16 protein-coding genes are annotated in these 16,756 nt (G+C 68.1%); all 16 read right to left on the bottom strand.

The window, feature by feature from the left end:
* Positions 1 to 141: 141 nt before the first annotated feature.
* Entirely contained in the window at positions 142 to 1,617 is a 1,476-nt protein-coding gene (locus ACZ5UM_RS13150; RefSeq protein ID WP_464844742.1) for an NADH-quinone oxidoreductase subunit N, read from the bottom strand.
* Positions 1,618 to 1,648: 31 nt separating this feature from the next.
* Positions 1,649 to 3,586: an NADH-quinone oxidoreductase subunit L gene (gene nuoL, locus ACZ5UM_RS13145; protein ID WP_464844741.1), complete on the bottom strand. Its 1,938-nt coding sequence runs from the start codon at positions 3,584 to 3,586 to the stop codon at positions 1,649 to 1,651.
* A 24-nt stretch (positions 3,587 to 3,610) separates the two neighbouring features.
* Positions 3,611 to 3,919: an NADH-quinone oxidoreductase subunit NuoK gene (nuoK, locus tag ACZ5UM_RS13140; RefSeq protein ID WP_464844739.1), complete on the bottom strand. Its 309-nt coding sequence runs from the start codon at positions 3,917 to 3,919 to the stop codon at positions 3,611 to 3,613.
* A 19-nt stretch (positions 3,920 to 3,938) separates the two neighbouring features.
* Positions 3,939 to 4,445, bottom strand: a complete 507-nt coding sequence (locus ACZ5UM_RS13135; RefSeq protein ID WP_464844738.1) for an NADH-quinone oxidoreductase subunit J family protein — start codon at positions 4,443 to 4,445, stop codon at positions 3,939 to 3,941.
* A complete protein-coding gene (gene nuoI / locus ACZ5UM_RS13130; RefSeq protein ID WP_464844737.1) occupies positions 4,442 to 4,930 on the bottom strand; it encodes an NADH-quinone oxidoreductase subunit NuoI in 489 nt (162 codons plus the stop codon). Before nuoI ends, ACZ5UM_RS13135 begins: the two co-directional genes overlap by 4 nt.
* A gap of 26 nt (positions 4,931 to 4,956) precedes the next feature.
* The gene (gene nuoH / locus ACZ5UM_RS13125) at positions 4,957 to 5,943 is read right to left on the bottom strand and encodes an NADH-quinone oxidoreductase subunit NuoH (RefSeq protein ID WP_464844736.1); all 987 of its coding nucleotides are present in this window, start codon (positions 5,941 to 5,943) and stop codon (positions 4,957 to 4,959) included.
* Position 5,944: 1 nt separating this feature from the next.
* Positions 5,945 to 8,398, bottom strand: a complete 2,454-nt coding sequence (nuoG, locus tag ACZ5UM_RS13120; RefSeq protein ID WP_464844735.1) for an NADH-quinone oxidoreductase subunit NuoG — start codon at positions 8,396 to 8,398, stop codon at positions 5,945 to 5,947.
* Positions 8,395 to 9,672 (bottom strand): NADH-quinone oxidoreductase subunit NuoF, encoded by a 1,278-nt coding sequence (gene nuoF / locus ACZ5UM_RS13115; RefSeq protein ID WP_464844734.1) that lies wholly within the window; start codon positions 9,670 to 9,672, stop codon positions 8,395 to 8,397. The genes nuoG and nuoF overlap by 4 nt, the downstream gene beginning before the upstream one ends.
* Positions 9,673 to 9,691: 19 nt before the next feature.
* The gene (locus tag ACZ5UM_RS13110; protein ID WP_464844733.1) at positions 9,692 to 10,660 is read right to left on the bottom strand and encodes an NADH-quinone oxidoreductase subunit NuoE family protein; all 969 of its coding nucleotides are present in this window, start codon (positions 10,658 to 10,660) and stop codon (positions 9,692 to 9,694) included.
* Positions 10,661 to 11,869: an NADH dehydrogenase (quinone) subunit D gene (nuoD, locus tag ACZ5UM_RS13105; RefSeq protein WP_464844732.1), complete on the bottom strand. Its 1,209-nt coding sequence runs from the start codon at positions 11,867 to 11,869 to the stop codon at positions 10,661 to 10,663. It lies immediately after the preceding gene.
* A 7-nt stretch (positions 11,870 to 11,876) separates the two neighbouring features.
* Entirely contained in the window at positions 11,877 to 12,479 is a 603-nt protein-coding gene (locus ACZ5UM_RS13100) for an NADH-quinone oxidoreductase subunit C (RefSeq protein ID WP_464844730.1), read from the bottom strand.
* Positions 12,472 to 12,972, bottom strand: coding sequence for an NADH-quinone oxidoreductase subunit B (locus ACZ5UM_RS13095; protein WP_464844729.1), 501 nt, complete (start codon positions 12,970 to 12,972; stop codon positions 12,472 to 12,474). Before ACZ5UM_RS13095 ends, ACZ5UM_RS13100 begins: the two co-directional genes overlap by 8 nt.
* Positions 12,969 to 13,319, bottom strand: a complete 351-nt coding sequence (locus ACZ5UM_RS13090) for an NADH-quinone oxidoreductase subunit A (RefSeq protein WP_464844728.1) — start codon at positions 13,317 to 13,319, stop codon at positions 12,969 to 12,971. The genes ACZ5UM_RS13095 and ACZ5UM_RS13090 overlap by 4 nt, the downstream gene beginning before the upstream one ends.
* A gap of 285 nt (positions 13,320 to 13,604) precedes the next feature.
* Positions 13,605 to 14,825: a D-alanyl-D-alanine carboxypeptidase family protein gene (locus ACZ5UM_RS13085; RefSeq protein WP_464848378.1), complete on the bottom strand. Its 1,221-nt coding sequence runs from the start codon at positions 14,823 to 14,825 to the stop codon at positions 13,605 to 13,607.
* A gap of 149 nt (positions 14,826 to 14,974) precedes the next feature.
* Positions 14,975 to 15,928 carry a helix-turn-helix domain-containing protein gene (locus tag ACZ5UM_RS13080; protein WP_464844727.1) on the bottom strand — a complete coding sequence of 318 codons (954 nt, stop codon included), beginning with the start codon at positions 15,926 to 15,928 and terminating at the stop codon, positions 14,975 to 14,977.
* Positions 15,929 to 16,061: 133 nt separating this feature from the next.
* Positions 16,062 to 16,745 carry a cysteine hydrolase family protein gene (locus ACZ5UM_RS13075; RefSeq protein WP_464844726.1) on the bottom strand — a complete coding sequence of 228 codons (684 nt, stop codon included), beginning with the start codon at positions 16,743 to 16,745 and terminating at the stop codon, positions 16,062 to 16,064.
* Between the last annotated feature and the right edge of the window lie 11 nt (positions 16,746 to 16,756).

The following is a 16,756-nucleotide window of genomic DNA, read 5'->3' as shown; positions in this document are numbered from 1 at the left end:
TCATACACATTATACGTGATAACGGTTATCATTATCAAGCGAGCCGCGCGGAGCCGCAACGGCAGGCAAAGGCCCGGGCGAGCCTTGCACTCGCCCGGGCCGGCGTCTCTTATGCCCGTTACAGTTGTACAGCGATGGCCGCTACATCCCCGCCAGGGCCACCCGCAGCAGTTCGGTCACCGGTCCGGGCAGGACGCCCGTCACCAGGGTGCCCACGGTGGCGATCACCAGCACGACCTGGGCCGCGGTGCGGGTCGGCGGATGCGGCTCCGCCCCCTCCTCGGGCTGCGGCGCCTCCTTCGTGCGGGTGAAGGCGGTGCCGATGACCTTCAGATAGACGTAGGCGGAAATCCCGGTGGAGAGGATGAGACCGGTCAGCACGATCCAGGCGCTGCCCCGCACGGCGGCAATCGCCAGCAGGAACTTGCCGACGAAGCCGCCGGCGGGCGGGATGCCCACCAGGCCGAAGAAGAGCAGGGCCAGGCAGGCGCCGACCCAGGGGTTCCGGTAGAAGAGCCCCTTCAGATTGGCAATCTGCGAGCCGTCCACCCCGTCCGCCTCCAGGATGCGTACCACGGCGAAGATGCCCATGGTGGCGAAGCCGTAAGCGGCCAGGTAGTACGCGGCGGCGGAGAGCCCGTCGAGCCCCAGGCCCGGGATGGCCATGATCAGGTAGCCGGCGTTGGCGATGCCCGAATAGGCCATCAGCCGCTTCAGATCGCTCTGCCAGATGCCCGCGGTCGCGCCCAGCATCATCGAGGCGAAGGCCAGGATGGAGACGGGCAGCAGGAAGGACGGCTGGTAGGCCTCGGGCACGGCGGCGACCAGGAGGCGGGCCATGGCGGCGAAGGCGGCCGCCTTGGTGCCGATGGACATGAACGCCGTCACGGGCGTGGGCGCGCCCTGGTAGACGTCAGGCGCCCAGATGTGGAACGGCACCAGCGCCATCTTGAAGGCGAGGCCGACGATGGACAGCCCCACGCCCACCTTGTAGTACAGGCCCACCGACCAGGCGCCCTCGCTGGTGAAGGATCGGGCGGCCTCGGCGATGCCGGCCAGCGACATGGTGCCGGTGGCGCCGTAGATCAGGGCGAAGCCGAAGATCAGGAAGGCGGCCGCCACCGAACCCAGGATGAAGTACTTGAAGGCCGCCTCCCGGGCCGCCATGCGCTTCGGCGCGAACGCGATCATCACGTACAGCGCCAGCGACAGCAGTTCGATGCCCAGGAAGATGACCATCAGGTTGCCGGCGCCGCCCAGCATCACCATGCCCATGGCCGCCCAGAGCAGCAGGGCCAGGTATCCGGACTTGTCCTCCTGCGCCCGGCCGTAGGAGAGCAGGACCGCCAGCAGGGCTGCGGTGAGCAGCACCCCGCCGTAGACGGCGGCGAACCGGTCCATCACCAGCATGCCGGCGAACCCCGCCGGGGCGTCGACCCCGGTCCAGAGCGGCACCAGGTACCAGCCGGCCACCAGCACGGCGGCGGCGGCGAAGCCATGCATCGCCCCGTGAATGGTCTCGTACTTGAACAGCAGGTCGAACAGCAGGACCAGCAGCGCCCCGGCGGCCAGCGCCAGGAGCGGCGCCGCTATCGTGAAGTTGAGATCGACAGGCACGCGAGCCCCTCCTTACATGACCACCGGGTGCTTAGACGTAGAGCACGTAGTAGACGACCAGCAGCAGGACGCCGGTGAAGACCGTCAGCGCGTACGAGCGGATCAGCCCGTTCTGCCAGCGGCGCAGCACGTCGCCCAGCCCCCGGGCCGCCGCGCCCAGGCCGTTGACCACGCCGTCGATGCCCCGCGGGTCGAACAGGTTGCCGACGAACTCCGCCAGCGCCCGGGCGGGCTGCACGAAGAGGACGTCGTACAGCGTGTCCACGTAGAACATGTGGTACAGGATGCCCGGCTTGTGCAGCGGATCCAGCTCGACCGCCCGCCGCGCCCCGTCAGGCCGGTAGAGGTACCACGAGACCAGGGCGCCCACCACGGCCACGGCCACCGAGAGGCCCGCCACCACGGGGTTGATGGACTCGTGGTGCAGCTGCAGCGTCGGGAAGGCGGGCTCGAGCGCGGAGAACTGGTAGTGGCCGAAGAAGAGCCAGCCGGAGACCACCGACAGCACGGCCAGGATGCCCACCGTCCACTTCATCGCAGCCGGCGTGGCGTGCTCGTGCCCGTGCCCGTGGGCGTGCGCCTCCTGGGCGGCGGCTGCCGCCTGCTGCGCCCGGCTCCGCTTCTTGCCGACCGGCTTCACCTGCGGCGCGTAGGCGTCGCCCAGGAAGACCAGGCTGAAGAGCCGCACGTTGTAGAACGCCGTCAGCCCGGCAGCCAGAACGGCGATGATGAACAGGGCCCACTGCCCCTGCGCGTACGCCGCGAGCAGGATCTCGTCCTTCGAGAAGAATCCGGCGAACGGCGGGATGCCGATCAGGGCCAGGGCGGCCGCACCGAAGGCGAGGCCGGCGAACTTGTCGCGGTACCAGAGGCCGCCCATGTGCCGGATGTCCTGGTCGCCGTTGAAGTGGTGCACCACGATGCCGGCGGCGAGGAACAGGCACGCCTTGAAGAAGGCATGGGTGAAGAAGTGGAAGTCAGCGGCCACATAGGCGCCGAGGCCGTTGGCCAGGAACATGTAGCCGATCTGCGAGAGGGTCGAGAACGCCAGCACCCGCTTGATGTCGAACTGCCCGGCCGCGACCAGGGCGCCGAACAGGGCGCCGAGGCCGCCGATCCACGCGACGGTCATGGCCGCGCCGCTGGCCACCTCGTAGATCGGGTGGGCACGGGAGACCAGGTAGACGCCGGCCGTCACCATGGTGGCGGCGTGGATCAGGGCAGACACAGGCGTCGGGCCCTCCATGGCGTAGGGCAGCCAGGTGTGCAGCGGCAGCTGCGCGGACTTGGCCACCGCGCCGATCAGCAGCAGGAGGCCGATCAGATTCAGGGCCGCGACGCTGTACTGGCCCCCGGCGATGGCGCCGAACACATCATCGAACTTGAACGAGCCGAAGTTGGCGTAGATGAAGGCGATGCCCGCGAACAGCCCCGCCTCGCCGATGATGTTCATGACGAACGCCTTGATGGAGGCGTGCTGGGCGCCGGGGCGGGTGAAGTAGAAGCCGATCAGCATGTACGAGGCCAGGCCCACGCAGCCCCAGCCGATGGCCATGCCGACGAAGTTGTCCGAGAGCACCAGCAGCGTCATGGCGAAGATGAAGAAGTTCATCTTGGCCATGAAGCGGCCGTAGGACTCATCCTCCCCCATGTACGCGGTGGAGTAGATGTGGATCAGGAGGCCGGCGCCGGTCACCACGAGGGCCCACCAGAGCGACAGCCCGTCGGCCACGAGTCCCAGGTCGAGCAGGCTGCCCCAGGAGGTCAGGCCGGAGCGGATCGGTTCGGCGCCGCCGGCGCCCCAATACTGCAGGGCAACGGCCACCACCATCGCAAAGGAGACGGCGACGGAGCCACAGGCCACCCAGGACACCGCGGTCTTGGACCAGGTGTTCCGGAAGTAGCCCACGATCGCCGCGCTCAGGAGCGGGACGACGACGATGGCCGGCAGCATCCAGGCGAGGTCCATGGTCACACTTCCTTCCCGGGTGGATTAGAGCTTCAGTTCGTTCACTTGGTCCACGTCTGCCTCTGCGCGGCGCCGGAACAGCAGGACGGTCAACGCCAGGCCAATCGCCACCTCCGCCGCCGCCACGGTGATCACGAGGAAGGCCATGATCTGTCCCTCGTAGCCGCCGTGCGCCCGTCCGAAGGCGACGAACAGCAGGTTGGCGGCGTTGAGCATCAGCTCGATCGACATGAGCATGGCCAGCGGGCTGCGCCGCACCAACACGCCGATGCCGCCGAGGGCGAACAGGACGGCGGAGAGGGCGACGTACGCACTCAACGAGAACGCAGGCATGTCCGGCTCTCCCCCTCCCTTACGCCCGGTGGCGGCCGACGAGGATCGTGACCCCGATCACGGCCACCATCAGGATGAATGCCAGCACTTCAAACGGGAACACGTTCGCGGTGAGCAGCTCGTGGCCGAAGGCCTTCACCTGGCCGAAATCCGCGGGCACCTGCGCCCACTCCACCCGGCCCTCGCCGCCGAAGAGGCCGACGATCGCCAGCATGAGCAGCAGGCCGCCGCCGACCGCGAACCCGAGCAGCTTCGCCGAGGTCAGTTGGCCCAGATCCTTCTCCACGGGGTCCCTGCGGACGGTAAGCAGCGCGATGACGAACAGGAACAGGATCATGATGGCGCCGCCGTAGACGATGAGCTGGATCACGGCCAGGAACTCGCTCTGCAGGCTGAGGTACAGGGCCGCCAGCCCCAGGAAGCTGAAGATCGTCGAGACCACCTGGTAGACGGGGGGCTTGGCCAGAATCACCCCGAGGACGCCGGCGATGGCCATGAGCCCTGCGATCACAAACAGCACGTTCATGTGTTCACCGCCTTCCGCCGGAAGGGGGGATAGACGTTCAGGGGCACCTTGAAGCCGGACGGATTCCGGTTCACCAGCTGCTCCTTCTGCAGGATCAGCGACTCACGGGTGAAGTCGGCCAGCTCAAACTCCTGCGTCAGGTGCAGGCACTCGGTCGGGCAGGCTTCCTCGCACATGCCGCAGAAGATGCAGCGCAGAAGGTCCACCTGGTACTTGTACCCGTAGCGCTCGCCGGGGCTGTGCGGGTTGTCGGGGTCGTTCTCCGCCGCCAGCACGGTGATGGCCGCAGCCGGGCAGGCCACCTGGCAGAGCTCGCAGCCCACGCACATCTCGAGGCCATTCTCGTAGGTGCGGAGCTCGTGCCGGCCCCGGAAGCGCGGCGCCCGGGGCCGCTTCACGTACGGATAGTCGATGGTGACCGGCTTGCGGAAGAGGACCTTCAGGGTCGTCGCCATGCCCTTGGCGATCGCCGCAATTCCGTTCAAAGCAGAACACCTCCCCTGCCTGCGGGCTACGCCCGCAGGGCGACGTAGATGGCCGTGCCCACCAGGTTGAGGGCGGCCACCGGGAGCAGCACCTTCCAGCCGAAGACCATCAGCCGGTCGTACCGGAAGCGCGGGAAGGTGCACTTGATCCAGTACAGCACAAACAGCAGGAAGCAGACCTTGATCAGGAACCACACGAAGCCCGGGATCATCGTCAGGCCGAACCACGGGTTGTACCCGCCGAGGAAGAAGGTCGTGGTCAGCACGGCGGAGTTCACCGCGTGGGTCAGCTCGGTCAGGAAGAAGAGGCCGAACCGCATGCCGCCGTAGTCGGTGTGGTAGCCGGCCACCAGCTCCGTCTCGCTCTCGGGCAGGTCGAACGGGGTCCAGCCCGCCTCGGCCAGGCTTGCGATATAGAAGACGATGAAGCCCAGGAACTGCGGGAAGAGGTTGATCATGTTCCGCTGGGCGTCGACGATGTCGAACATGCTCACCGAGCCCGTCCACAGGATGACGCCCAGGAGCGACATCGCCATCGCCAGCTCGTAGGAGATCATCTGCGCGGTGGCCCGCATGGAGCCCAGCAGGCCGTACTTGTTCTGCGAGGCCCAGCCACCCAGGGCGGTGCCGTACACGCCCATGGCCGCGATGGCCAGGATCACCAGCACGCCGGCGTTCGGATCGGCCATCGACGCCCACCACGAGCCGCGGGGCGCCCAGGGGATGACCACCCACACGCCCAGGGCGCAGAAGAAGGCGATGATCGGCGCCAGCCGGTAGATGATCGGGTCGGCCTGCTCGGGGACGATGTCCTCCTTGAAGAGCATCTTGATCACGTCGGCGATGGGCTGCAGCACGCCCCACGGGCCGACCTTGACCGGACCGACCCGGTAGGCGAAGTAGGCCAGGAACTTCCGCATGAACAGCAGGAAGACGGCGACGGTCAGGGTCACGGCGAGTGCGAGGACGACCGCCTTCACGACCAGCACGAGCAGTTCCATCCAGATGTTCATGTCAGTCCGCCACCTCCACGGCCAGCTTCGCCACGGTCACGGCCACCGGGGCGGAGCCTGCGGTGAGCCGGTTGACCGGCGCCTCGCTCAGGCCCCGGATCGCCTGCACCGTGCCGGCGACCACCCGCTTGCTGATCTCCACCGGCAGGGCCAGCTTCTCGTCGCCGGCCGCCAGCTCCACCATATCGCCCTTGGCCAGCCCCAGGCGGGCAGCGTCGTCGGGGTTGAAGAGCGCCGCGGGCTTGGGCTGCACGTGGTTGAACTCGTCGTCAAACCGGGCCGTGGAGCCGCCGGCGTACAGCCGGTCGACCGGCACCAGCCACAGGGCGCTTTCGCCGGCCGCCCCGGCAGGCGCCTCCGGCACCGCCGCGTTCTGGATCAGCGAGACGGGCGCGCCCTTCAGCACGGTCCCGTCCTCCATCTTCGCGACCACCCGGGCGATCTCGGCCGCGGTCTGCGCGGGCGAGGCCGCCAGCTTGATGCCCAGCGCCGCCGCCAGGCCGACCAGGATGTCGCCGTCGGGCTGCGCCTGCCCCTCGGGGCGCTTGGAGATCTTGAAGGTCTGCACCGTGCCGTCCAGCGCGGTGAAGGAACCGGTCTTCTCGCCGAGGGCCGCCGCGGGCAGCACGACGTCGGCGAGGGCCACGGTGTCGTTCAGGAACAGGTCGGTGGCGACCACGAAGGCCTTCTGCAGGGCCGCCTCGACCAGCTTGCGGTCCGGGTAGGTGTTCATCAGGTTGGCGCCGGCCAGGTAGAGGGCGGCAATCCGGCCCTCGGCCGCGGCCCGCAGGATGCCCTCGGTGTCAAGGCCCGCCTCGGTGGGCAGCTGCTTGGCGCCCCACGCCTGGGCCACGGCCTCCCGGCTCCGCTTCTCGGAGACGCTGGCGAAGCCCGGCAGGTACCCGGGCAGGACGCCCATGGCCTCGGCGCCCCGGCTGTTGTGCTGTGCGCCCGGGACCAGCACGGAGACCAGGCTGCCGGCGGACTTCATGGCCCCCAGCAGCTCCAGCAGCGCCTGGCCGGTCCCGGCATGCTCGCCGCCCCAGACCACGGCGACCCGCCTGCCGCTCCTGATCAGGTGGGCCAGCTGCCTGACGGCCTCGGGATCCGCCGCGGACGCGGGGACCTTCTGGCCAGCCACGGCTGCCGCCAAGGCCCGCAGCACGCCTGCGGTCTCACCCGGCCGGAGCTGGATGCGGGCGTGCCGGCCGCGGTAAGTGGGCATGACGGCGCCGATCAGCGCGATCTTCGCCTCCTTGCGGTCGGCCTTCCGCCGGATGCGCAGGTCCATGACCGGCGCGGTCTCGGCCGGGTCAGTGTCGACGATGAGGATCACATCGGCCGCCGAGAGGTCGGTCTGCCGGCCGGTATACGCCCCGACGGAGGCGGCGATCCGGCCGTCGACCCGGTGGTCGATGTTGTTGGTCTTCAGGACGAGCCGAGCGAACTTGGAGAGCAGGTACGCCTCCTCGTTGGCCAGCTTGCCGCCGCCGATCACGCCGAAGCCCTGGCCGCCCTTTTCGGCGGCGACGGCCTTGAACCGCTCGGCGATGACCTGCAGCGCCTCCGTCCAGCTCACGGGCACGAACTCGCCCTCCCGCTTGACCAGCGGGCGGGTAATGCGCTCCCTGTTCTGGAGATACTTGTAGTTGAACCGGCCCCGGTCGCAAAGCCACCCGTTGTCGATGGCGTCATTCTCGCGGGAGGTGACCCGCAGCAGCTCGCCGTGCCGGTACTCCAGGCGGACGTTGCAGCCCACCGGGCAGTGGGTGCAGATCGCGTCGGCCCGGGCGAGGTCCCACGGACGGGCCTTGAACCGGTAGAGGTCGGAGGTCAGCGCGCCCACCGGACAGAGCTCGATGGTGTTGCCGCTGAAGTACGAGTTGTACTCCTGGCCGTCCATCGTGGTGACCGTGTTCAGGTGGCCGCGCTCCTCGAGGATTAGCGTGCCCTCCGTGGCGATCTCGTTGTCAAAGCGGACACACCGGCGGCACAGGATGCACCGCTCGTTGTCCAGGATGATGAAGTTGCCCAGCTCCACCGCCTTGTCCTTGCGGATCTTGGGATCCAGCAGCCGGCTGGTGGTCTGGCCGTAGGCGAAGGTCAGGTCCTGCAGGTCGCACTCGCCGCCCTTGTCACAGACCGGGCAGTCCAGGGGGTGGTTGAGGAGCAGGAACTCCAGCACGCCCCGGCGCAGGTCGCTGACCCGCTGCGTCTGCGTGTGCACCACCATGCCGTCGGTCACCCGCGTCGTGCAGGCGGGCTGCGGCTTGGGGATCTTCTCGATCTCGACCAGGCACATGCGGCAGACGCCCACCGGGTCGAGCTTCGGATGGTAGCAGAAAACCGGGATGTCGATCCCGACCTGCTTGGCCGCCTCCACCAGCAGCGTTCCCTTCGGAACCCGCGCGGTGCGACCATCAATCGTCACGGTGACAAGCTGCTGCTCGCTCACGCCGGCCGCACCTCCTTCACGCGGTTGATGTACCGGTCAAGCTCCTCGGGGAACAGCTTCAGCAGCGAGGCGGGGAAGGCCACCGCGGCGTCGGAGAGGACGCAGATGGTCGTGCCGGCCATCTGGGTCTGCATGTCCGCGATCATCTTCAGGTCGCCCTCGGTGCCGCCGCCTTCCTTGATGCGGGCGAAGACCCGCTCCAGCCAGTGGGTGCCCTCCCGGCACGGCGTGCACTGGCCGCAGGACTCGTGGGAGTAGAACCGCGCCCAGTAGAGGGCCACGTCCACCAGGTCCACCGTGTCGTCGTAGACGATGACCGCCGCGGTGCCCAGCAGCGAACCCGCTGCCGCCACCGACTCGAAGTCCATGGGCACGTCCAGGTGCTCGGGCGTCAGCATGGGCGTCGAGGAGCCGCCGGGCTGCACCGCCTTCAGCTTCCGGCCGGGCCGGAGGCCGCCGGCGATCTCGATGACGTCCCGGAGCTTCACGCCCATGGGCAGCTCGTAGTTGCCCGGGCGCTGCACGCAGCCCGAAACCGTGAAGATCTTCGGCCCGCAGGACTTGGGGTTGTCGGGGTTGGCCGTGATCTTCGTATACCACTCCCAGCCGTTCTTGATGATGTGCGGCACGTTGGAGATGGTCTCCACGTTGTTGATGATGGTCGGGCAGCCGTAGAGGCCCACCACCGCCGGGAACGGGGGCTTCACCCGCGGCTCGCCGCGGCGCCCCTCCAGGGAGTTCAGCAGGGCCGACTCCTCGCCGCAGATGTAGGCGCTGGCGCCCCGGTGCACGGTGATCTCCTGGCTGAAACCGGTGCCCAGGATGTTCTGGCCCACGTAGCCCTTCCTGCGGGCGTCCTCGATGGCCTTCATCAGGATCTCGGCGCCCCGCTTGAACTCGCCGCGGATGTAGATGAACGACTGCGAGATGCGGTTGGCATAGGCGGTGATGATGATCCCCTCGATGAGCTGGTGGGGATTGGCGTAGATCAGGGTGCGGTTGTTGCAGGTGCCGGGCTCAGACTCGTCCGCGTTGACGGTGAGGTACCGGGGCCGGCCGTCGTTGGGCAGGAAGCCCCACTTCACGCCCGCCGGGAAGCCGGCGCCGCCGCGGCCGCGCAGGTTGGCCTTCTTGACCTCCTCCACGATCTCCTGGGGCTCCATGGAGGTAAGGGCCTTGCGGAGCGCCTGGTACCCGCCCTGCGCCTCGTACACATCGATGTTGGTCAGGTCGACCTTCCCGATGCCCTTCGTGAGCACAGGTTCGAACTGCATTACTTCTCTGCCTCCTTAGTTACTCGCCCTTCGCCGGTCCGGAGCCCTCTTCGGCGGACTCGGCTGCAGCGGCACCGGCCGCGGCATCGGGGGCAGACTGGTCAGCGGACTTGGGCGCGGCGTCTGCCACGGCATAGGCGGCGGGCTTGTCGCCGGAGATGGCCGCGGCGTTCTCCGCAGAGGCTTCGGGGTCAGCCCCGCCGGCAGAACCGGCGGCGCCCTCCGCCGGCGCGTCGCCGGAACGGTCGCGGGCCAGCACGGAGGGACCTTCAGGCGCAGGGCCGGACGGCCCGGCTGCTGCCGCAGGGGCGGCTTCCACGCCGGACCCGGCGGCGGCGCCGGAGGCAGGCTCGCCGGCCGGGCCGGGGGACGGGCTCTCCGTGAAGCCCGGCCACTCGTCCTGGCTCTCGCCGTTCATCAGCGGCAGCTTCTCCAGGAACCGGTCCGGACCCTCGCCGGAACGCAGGGCGGCCACCAGGGCGTCAAACTTCTCGGGCGTCACCTTCACCACGTACTCGGTGTCGACGTGGATGACGGGCGCCAGGTCGCAGGCCGCCAGGCACTCGCCGGTCACCTCCAGGGTGATCAGGCCGTCCGGCGTGGTCTCGCCGACCTTGATGCCGAGCGTCTCCTCCATGTGCTTCACCAGCTTGTCGCCGCCGGCCAGCAGGTGGCAGGCCATGTTGCCGCACACCGTGATCAGGTACTTGCCGACGGGCTGGCGCTTGAACATGGTGTAGAACGAGCAGACCGAGTGCACATACGACGGCGTGACGCCGCAGATCTCGGCCACGGCCTCGATGTCGGACTGGGCGACGAAGCGGCCCTCCCGCTCGCGCATGGCGAGGTGCAGGAGCGGCAGGATGGCCGACTGTTCCCGGCCCTCGGGGTAGCGGCGGAGAATCGCCTCCACCTCGTCCTTGCAGGTCTCGGGCCAGCGGGGCGGGTGCACCTCCACGACCAGGGCCTTCTTCTCCTGCTCAGCCATTCAGCGGTCCACCTCCCCGAAGATGGGATCGATGGTGGCGATGGCGCCGACCATGTCGGAGAGCAGGTAGCCCTCCAGCAGCACGGGCAGCGAGTAGACGGCGTAGAACGAGGGCGGACGGACCCGCACCCGCATCGGCTTGTTGCCGCCGTCGGAGACCACGTAGAACCCGATCTCGCCCCGCGGCGACTCCAGCGCCACGTACACCTCGCCGGCCGGCACATCGAAGCCGTAATGCACCAGCTTGAAGTGGTGAATCAGGGCTTCCATGGAGTGCTTGACCTCCTGCTTGGGCGGCAGGACCAGCTTCCGGTCGTCGATGATGTGCCGGTCGTCCCACGGGAGGTTGTCCAGCGCCTGCCGGACGATCTTCAGCGACTCGAACATCTCGTCGAAGGTGATCGCGACCCGGGACCAGGAGTCGCCGTCGGTGTACACGGGCACGTCGAAGTCGTAGTTTTCGTAACCCAGATACGGGTAGTACTTGCGCACGTCGTAGTCCGAGCCGGTCACCCGCAGGTTGCGGCCGGTGAGGCCGTAGCGCAGGGCCTGCTCGTAGGTGATGACGCTCACGCCCTTGGCCCGGTCCACGAAGATCGGGTTGTTGAGCATGACGTCCTTCAGTTCCTGAATGCGGCTGGGTGCGATCTTCAGGAAGTCCTCGACCATCTCCTTGAAGTTGTGCGGCAGGTCGTAGGCCAGGCCGCCCACCCGCATGTAGCTGGGGTTCATGCGCTGGCCAGTGGTGTGCTCGAAGATGTCGAGGATGCGGTCGCGCAGCTCAAACGCCCAGAAGATGGGCGTGCCGATGTTGCCGTAGTCGAGGCCGCCGGTACCCAGGCCCACCAGGTGGGAGGCGATGCGGTTCAGCTCCAGGAGGATGACGCGGGTCACCCGGGCCTTCTCGGGGATGCGGTCCTCGATGCCCAGGAGCTTCTCCACGGCCATGACGTAGCCGGTGTTGTTGGCGATCGGCGACAGGTAGTCCATCCGGTCCATGACCGTGGTCGCCTGGTTCCAGGTGAGGTGCTCGGCCGTCTTCTCGATGCCGGTGTGCAGGAAGCCGGTCTCGGGCTCCGCCTTGACCACGGTCTCGCCCTCCAGCTCCAGCTTCACCCGCAGGACACCGTGCGTCGCAGGGTGATGCGGGCCGATGGAGAGGGTCATGCGCTCGGGGCGCTGCTCCTCCAGGTGCAGGTCTTCTGCCATGCTCACCCTACTCTCCTTCCTTGGCGGGCTCCGACTCGACGAAGGGGTGGTACCGGTTCTCGTCGGCGGGCAGCTCGAGGTTGATGAGGGCGCGCGGGCCGCGCAGCGGGTAGTCGCGCCGCAGCGGGTGGCCCTCCCAGTCATCGGGGTTCAGGATGCGGGTCAGGTTCGGATGGTTTACGATGTTCAGGCCGAACTGGTCCCAGATCTCCCGCTCCGCGGCGTTGGCCATCTCCCAGATGTGGCTCAGGGTGTGGACGGGCTCCTTCTCCGTCAGCTTCACCCGCACCCGGATCATCCCGAGCCCCTTCTCGCCCCGGGGATCCTTCTCGGGCATCTCCCGCAGGTGGTAGACCAGCTCGAAGCGCGGCTCCCGCTTGGGGTAGTAGTCGGCCGCGGTGATGTCGACCAGCATGTGAAAGCCCCGCGCCTTCAGCCACCGGGCGACCGGCTCGTGCACGTCGCTGGCCACGTAGACCTGGGGGATCAGGTCGTTGGTCGGGGGAATCTGCTCGACCTTGCCGGGAAAGGCCTCCATCAGGGCGGGGATGACCTCGTTGTTCACGCGCTCGCGGGCGGCAGCCACCCGCTCATGCATCGCATTAGCCACGGACGATGATGCCTCCCCTCGGGTCATCCTTGCGGATGCGGTCACGCAGCTTCTGCACCGCGTAGATCACCGCTTCGGGCGTCGGCGGGCAGCCGGGAACGTAGATGTCCACCGGGAGCATGTTGTCGACGCCCTGCATGATCGCGTAGTTGTCGAAGATGCCGCCGGTGGAGGCGCACGCGCCGAACGCGACGACCCACTTGGGCTCCAGCATCTGGCTGTACACCCGCTTGATGACGGGGGCCATCTTGTTGGAGACGCGGCCGGAAACGAACATCAGGTCCGCCTGGCGGGGAGAGGCACGGAAAGCCTCGGAGCCGAACCGGGCAATGTCGTACCGCGGGCCCGAGGCCAGGTTCATCATCTCGATCGCACAGCAGGCCAGACCGAACGTGAGCGGCCAGATGGAGTTGGACTGCGCCCAGCGCAGGAAAGAGTCAACCGTGGTGGTCAGGAAGCCACCCTGGTCCTTGAACACGCCGTCCGCGCTCATTGCCAGTTGAAGCCTCCCTTCTTCCAGACGTAGGCGTACCCGATGGCCAGAACCGCCATGAAGGTTATCATCTCCACGAGTCCAAAGACGCCCAGATCACGCAGGTTCACGGCCCAGGGGTAGAACGACGCCGCCTCGACGTCGAAGATCACGAACAGCATGGCCACGAGGTAGAACTTCACCGGGAAGCGCCCTGCGAACGGAGCCGTCGGATGCCCGGATTCGTACGGCTGCAGCTTGTACGGTTCGGGCCTCTTCCGCCCGAAACTGGTGCCCAGGACGCTCATGGCCGCGGCAAACACCAGCGCGACCAGCAGGTAGATGAGCAGGGGCAGGTAGGGATGCATGCGCCAGCCTCCTTCTGGTGACAATAAAAACAAAAGGATCTAACGCGGGAGCTTGTGAACCCCGGCACGAAGTCGGTCCAGATCGAGGTCGTGGCCTGGTACAGGTCAAAAGTAGGACCGACTCTTCCTAGACAGTATACCAAAGTGCCATATCAAATGTCATCCGCTATGTGAATCCGTTCCCAAGTAAAAAACGGGCGTGGCGCCCGCCGTGACCGCAGGGGCTCGCCATCCGACCGGAACACACACATTCCTGAACCATCGCGTACATGATCCATCTTACCGTTAATGCCCAATAACATTCAAGTTCAATCGTCCCTCCAAGTCAACCAGCGCGACGAGCCCCTGATAAAGCCGGTCCACCCAGGTCGCCCGCGGCATCGGCTCGGCGGCCACCAGTTCCACCCGCCGCCGGCCCTCCCCCGGCGTACTGACCCACGCCCGTCCGACCACCTGCCCTTGCTGCAGCGGCGCCCGCAGCGAACCCTGCAGTTCCACCTCCACCTTCGGCACCGCGCCCGTCTTCCGGGGCACCACCACGGCCAGGTCCTCGCGGAAGGCCACCGGCACGGCCCGCCGCTTGCCGCCCCGCACCGGCAGGTGCAGCACCACCTCGTCCGCCCGGCCGAGCCTCGCCAGGGCGAAGTTCCGGAACCCCCATTCCAGCAGGGTCGCCGACTCCCGCCACCGGTTGGAGGCATTCAGCACCACCGAGATCAGCTTCTGCTCGTCGCGGGTGGCGCTGGCGATCAGGCAGGGGCCGGCTGCCCCCGTGGTGCCAGTCTTCACCCCGTCTGCGCCGGGCAGGCCGCCCCGCAGGAGCCGGTTGGTGTTGTAGAGGACCACCTTGCGTCCCAGCTCCTCGTAGGTCAGTTCCTTCTCGGGGGTCGCCACGATCTGGGCGAACAGCGGGTTCTGCAGGGCCGCCCGGGTGATGACGGCCAGATCGTAGGCGGTGCTGAGATGGTCGGGGTGGGTGAGCCCGTGGGGGTTGACGAAGTGGCTGTTCCTGGCGCCGAGCTGCCGGGCCCGGTCGTTCATCAGCACGGCGAAATCCTCCACCGATCCGGCGATGGCCTCGGCGATGGCCACCGCGGCGTCGTTGCCTGAACGGAGCAGCAGCCCGTACACCAGGTCGTGGAGGGTATGCACCTCGCCCTCCCGCAGGTACATGGAGCTGCCCGGCGTATGCGCCGCCCGGCGCGAGATGGTCACCTTGGCGTCCAGGTCGCCCCGTTCCAGGGCGATCAGGCCCGTCAGCACCTTCGTCGTGCTGGCGGGATGCAGCCGCGCGTGCGCGTTGTGTTCCCAGAGCACCTCGCCGGTGGCGGCGTCCATCAGGATGGCGCCGTGGGCCCAGAGCTGAGGCGGCGCCTCCACCACGTCGCGGTAGTGCTCCACCAGCGGGACCCGGGCCATGGCCGACTGTGCGAGCGGCACGGGGGCCGCTGCGGCCTGTGCGCCCCAGCACATCAGCTGAAGCAGCGCCGCGACGGCCCGCAGCATGCGCTTCACGACGCAACACCTCCACGGGGTATTATGGGAAGTCGGCGCCGCCGCTATCCGCGCATCCTTCCGTTCACCGTTCTCGCCAGTCGCTGCCCCGGCGACGCGAAAGATCCGGCCGCGCAGGCCGGATCTGCACATGGTGCCATTTAGTCTTGCGTTTCCGTGCGGAACTGCAGAATGTACGGGCCGCCTTCCAGCCCGGGATCGAAGGGCTCACCGTTGATCACCAGATCGACGCCCTGCAGGTGACCGATGTTGATCTCGATCTCGCGGCCTTCGAACTCGACGGGCTCCGTCGGTTTCCCGTCATAGACCGTCGCACCGTCCACCGTCCAGGCCATCCAGACGGGCGGCCCGGTGAAACCCTCCAGCCGGACCTTGATCGGGCTCGCGGAGACGGTGAACAGGTACGTCTGGTTTCTCGGGCCCAGCGGCCCCGTCATGTTCACCTGAAGCGCCGGGGGCTGCGGCGGTTCGGACGCCGGCCCGGGTTTCGCGTCCGGCTCCGGGTCAGGCTGCGGGTCCGGCTCAGGTTCCGGGTCCGTCACGGCGGACCCGGGCTCCTGCGCGGCCGGATCGGGCGGCGAGGGCGGGGCGGCGGCCTGCCGGCCCCAGAGCCAGTAGCCGGCGGCCGCAACGGGCAGGATGAGGATCAGGGCCACCATCAGGCGCCGGACGAAGTACACACCGGGCCCCGGTCCGCCGCGGCGGCGTTTGGAACGGCTCCGACCGGACCGGCGGGGCAGCGATACGAAGGCCGGCTGGCGGGGCTCGGCGTGGGGACGGGCGGCAGCGACGGCGGCTTCCGGCTCGGCGCCGGAACCTTCGGCCGCCCGGCCGTCGGAGGGAGCATCCTCCGCGGCCGGCCGGGCCTTGCGCGCCTTGTACTCCTCAACCAGGGCATCGCCGTCCAGGCCGAGGAAGTTGCCGTAGCTCCGGAGAAAGCCCTTCACGTAGACCTCCCCGGGAATGAGGACCGTCCGCCCCGTCTCCAGCGCTTCCAGGTACTTCTTGCGGATGCGGGTCTCCTCTTCCACTTCCTCCAGCGTGATCCCCTTGGCCAACCGGGCCGCCTTCAGGCGCCGGCCGATCTCCTCCATATCATCAACCTCCCGTGCGGAGACGACCCCGGGTGGTATTCTCTGACTCCAGTTGCACCCATCTTCTCCAGCAACGGGCGAAATCCCTCCCGCCCTGTCACAGCTTTGTGAATAGGAGCGCCAGGCGGAAGGATCACGGCTCCGGCACGACAACCCCGCCGGCCGCGGCGATCCGCTCCAGCCCCTGGCGGTGGCTCTCCTCGTCGTAGGAGTCGACGAACCGCTCGTCGACCGTGACGCGGAAGCCCGCCGCCACCGCGGACTCCGTCGCCGCCAGCACGCACACCGGGGTGATGAGGCCGGTGACGATGGCCTCCTCCACCCCCTGTTCCTTCAGGTACTCGAGCACCTCGGCCCCCGTGCGGCCCACCAGCGCCGCGGGGCCCTTCATGACGCAGCCGTCCACCAGGCGGTAGGTGGGCTTCTGGATCAGGATCAGGTCGTCGCCCAGCCGCTCAAACGCCGCCGCGATGACGGCCGTGGGCTGCCACCCCGGCGTGCCGTACTCGCAGTGGGGCGGGTAGATCTTCAGCTCCTCCCGATAGGCCTCGTAGGCTCTGTCCATGTAGGCTTCGAAGCGGTCCTGCCCCAGCGTCTCCTGCAGCATGCGCCGGTAGGTCACCAGGTGTTCGGGGTGGTGCAGCGGCGGGTGGGTATCCACCGTAGCCACCACCAGCCCGCCCGCGCCGTGCACCTCGGCGATGAGGTCGGCGATGCGCTGCATCTTCGGGTCCGACCGCCCGAAGCTGGTCAGACTGCCCTGCTCGTCGTTGAAATCGACCTGGGTGTCGATCACAAAAAGCGCTCGCTTGGCCATCGGGGCCCTCC

Source organism: Symbiobacterium ostreiconchae (genome assembly GCF_055396975.1).
This window is presented reverse-complemented; position numbering and strand designations above follow the sequence as displayed.